The sequence below is a fragment of the Sodalis-like endosymbiont of Proechinophthirus fluctus genome, from assembly GCF_001602625.1.
Taxonomy (GTDB): domain Bacteria; phylum Pseudomonadota; class Gammaproteobacteria; order Enterobacterales; family Enterobacteriaceae.
Genome location: NZ_LECR01000082.1, coordinates 36995 through 40102 on the forward strand (window position 1 = coordinate 36995; position 3108 = coordinate 40102).

4 protein-coding genes and 1 pseudogene are annotated in these 3108 nt (G+C 50.9%); all 5 read left to right on the plus strand.

Features of this window, described 5'->3' with window-relative positions; genetic code table 11:
• Positions 1–357, plus strand: a pseudogene (locus BG74_RS14095) (hypothetical protein); the annotation flags it as partial.
• Positions 357–578 (plus strand): hypothetical protein, encoded by a 222-nt coding sequence (locus BG74_RS14100; RefSeq protein ID WP_187202796.1) that lies wholly within the window; start codon positions 357–359, stop codon positions 576–578. The pseudogene BG74_RS14095 and the gene BG74_RS14100, both read left to right, overlap by 1 nt.
• A 148-nt stretch (positions 579–726) precedes the next feature.
• A complete protein-coding gene (locus BG74_RS14105) occupies positions 727–969 on the plus strand; it encodes a hypothetical protein (RefSeq protein WP_066597715.1) in 243 nt (80 codons plus the stop codon).
• 302 nt (positions 970–1271) lie between these two features.
• The gene (locus BG74_RS08095; RefSeq protein WP_066597717.1) at positions 1272–2177 is read left to right on the plus strand and encodes a WaaZ-like lipopolysaccharide core biosynthesis protein; all 906 of its coding nucleotides are present in this window, start codon (positions 1272–1274) and stop codon (positions 2175–2177) included.
• A 28-nt stretch (positions 2178–2205) separates the two neighbouring features.
• On the plus strand, positions 2206–3108 hold a 903-nt coding region (locus BG74_RS08100), incomplete at its 3' end, for an O-antigen ligase family protein (protein ID WP_204376366.1).

Below are 3108 nucleotides of genomic sequence, written 5' to 3' on the forward strand. Positions count from 1 at the left end.
TATGGAGAGTCTAACGTCGGAGAACGTCTGGCGGATGTTGCAACCTATGTTATCACCAAGAGAACAGGGGTAGCCCATCATGAATTATCTGTTCATCTTTCTGCTGCTGTTACCAGTGAAGCTACTGTTACCGGTGAAGCTACTGTTAAAACTGATACAGAGACCTACGGGAAAAATCTGGTTATCCAGACGGCGAAAATTGGCGATTACGTCAATATTACTCCGCTGCATAACCATCTGAAACCGTCAGATGCGCTACTCAGCCTCGCGGTCTCCAGCCGCTGGCAGAACCGCCTGTATATCGAAGACTACAAGCAAAATCTGTTTAGTAAGATCCGCTTCCGCTTACGCGGCTGATGAATCGTCGCTACGGACACGTCTACCTCCTAATGCATCTCAACAACGGTAATTTGTTTTATGCTGCCCTGTGCAAAACGCGCCTGAAAAAAGTTTCTCAGTATTTACACACACGCAGTGCTGGTACCATAGGTTTTTATCTCACTGCCAGTGGCGTTGTCGAGCGTCAGCGTGATACGCTGACTCTGCAGAACTATCTGCGGCTGGTGGATCGTCTTTAACTTGGCGTAGCGGCCCTAGACACTCCACCTCACCGCTGTCGAAACAACCCTCGACGCCACGTGCAGAGCTAACAGTCCCCTCTGATACCCTCAACATCGATATTAGCATATCCGCCGGAAATAAGACTAAAACGCTGCCTCCTTCAGTGTGGAGAGAAATTTTACGCTGCCGGCTAGCCTGCCGTGCTGCTATTATGTCTTCGGTCCCACCAATGAACAGAGCTACCTTGATGCGCTTATCCGCGATGCCAGCGCCGAGATGGATATCGTCAGCCTAGTAGGTTTTCTGCCCCTTGAGGAGGTCCCAGATGCCATTCGCCGCATGGACTGCTTATATCGCTACCGATTCTGGCAATATCTACAATTGTCGATGCGTTATATATACTGGTGATCTGCTTTGTGGGTCCCGGTGAAATCAAAGAACAACGGTCGCTAAACAATATACTGATAATTTGCCCCGATGCTATCGCACTCTCATCTTTTATCTTCGTCGCGCTGTATCATTTCGCTCACCTGGCGACGGAACTTTACGCGCTAACCACCTGATGATAGAGTGAATATTGTTAATTTTGTGAGGAGCCATTGCCCGCTAGACAGCGGCTGACCGCCAAGCGGTCGGATGCGCCTGCCTTCTAAAAGGGGTCCTATTTGGTGACTGCGCTAAACTCAACTCTATGGCGTAAGAATCGAGATATGAGCACATTTTTTAAGCAGATTTACCGATATACCAGACCGCGCTCTTACCGGCACAATGAAAACCTCTGGCCCTTTTGCCGCATCACCCACGCCTTGACAGGCGACATTACCCAACTGCGTTATAAGGGACAGCTGGTTCCTCTGGTGCCTCTGACAGACTGGCATCACCGTTTCAGTGGCGATGCGCTTATCACCGCTACCGGTCTCTCAATAAACGAGATGGATTTCGCCGGGCTGCCGGCAATGACCGTTGTGGGCGTAAACGGCGCTTACGCTCTTAAGGATCGGCTAGATTTTCAATTATATATCATCGTCGATATGAGCTTTATCGACCGCCGCACCGACGTTCTGCGGGCTATTATTGCCGATCCGACGCTTACCTTATTCACCACCTTGCACGGTATCGCGCGGATTATCGACCGTTTCACGCTGCCGGCAGTGCGCTGCCGGCTGGCCCTGATTGAAGACGCCTGTTATCGCATCTATCAACCACGAGTGCCTGGAAACGGAGTAGGCCGCCACTTCGGCCAGGATCCCCACATCCGGTTCAATCCAGACTATCCTGATATCGCCTTTACCACCGATATCCGCAACGGTATATTCGACGCAGGCACGGTAGTGTTCTGGGCACTGCAAATCCTGCTTTATTTGGGGTTCACACGTCTTTACATCGCTGGGCTGGATATGACCAATTTCCATCAGCCACGCTTTTATGAAAGCGATTATGACAAGCTGCCGTCGTTCCTGGCGGAAAAATTTACATCGGTCATCGTTCCCGCTTTTACTCTAGCTAGAGAAGTGCTGCAGCAAAACGGGGTAGAGGTGAAAAACCTTTCATTGAACAGCGCGTTATGTGGCGAGATCTTCGAGAAGGTCAGTTTTGATGATACTTTCCAGGATTAACATTTATGCGGAGAAGGCATTCGTAGTTTTGTTTCCACTATTTCTTTTCTTCGGCGCTATTTTTTGCGGCTATACGCGAGTCAATAATCTCTTTCACCTGTCCGCTCTGTGCCTGTTAGGGATGCTGGCGGGCAATCCCATACTGCGCCGTCAACTCTTCAATGACCGGCGGTTCAATACCGGTCTATCTCTGAGCGCTTTGATGCTGGGCTATTTTTGCCTATCCACGCTATGGTCCGCCCAGCCAGTGAACCTGATTTCCGAACTCACCCACGCTCTCTATCTGCTGCTGTTTATTGTTATGTACCGATCAATAGCCCTTCAGGGCCTTCGGTTGATCGCGCTATGGGCCGTGGCCGCCGGGATGATGGTGATAGTGGCGCTGACGTTTTTTACCGTCAATACCCAGACGATCTTAAATAATCGCCTGACGGACGGTTTCTTCGGAGCGCCGACTAACGTTATCGATCTGGCGGGCTATTTCGCGTTAGGCATCTTAATGTTCCTTATCATCATGCGCGACATGGACATGCGCTGGCTGTATTTTCCGGTCACCTTGTTATTGCTGGCCCTCTTGCTTACCCAAAGCCGCGGCCCTTTGCTGTCGTTGCTCTGCGCGCTAGCCGTTCTGTTGACTTTACGATCGTCTATGCGTAGGCGCCATCTGGTAGCGGTGGCGCTGATAGGAGTTGGGATGCTTGCCCTGCTGTTTATGACCAGCTTTGGCGATATCTTTTTGCAGCGCATGGCGAGCGGTTACCAGCAAAGTTTCATCCGCTTTGGCATCTGGCGCCACACGTTGGAGCTGGCGGCGCAAAAACCCTTTTTCGGCTGGGGACTGGATAAACAACTGTCGTTTATCAACCTGCTGGGCGATAACATCACCACTACCCATAGCCTGTATCTAGCCACTCTGCTGAAAGGCGGCGCA

Bases quoted from the DNA above. Each gene is read 5' to 3' on its own strand.
- BG74_RS14100 (WP_187202796.1), top strand. From the start codon at position 357: ATGAATCGTCGCTACGGACACGTCTACCTCCTAATGCATCTCAACAAC.
- BG74_RS08095 (WP_066597717.1), top strand. From the start codon at position 1,272: ATGAGCACATTTTTTAAGCAGATTTACCGATATACCAGACCGCGCTCT.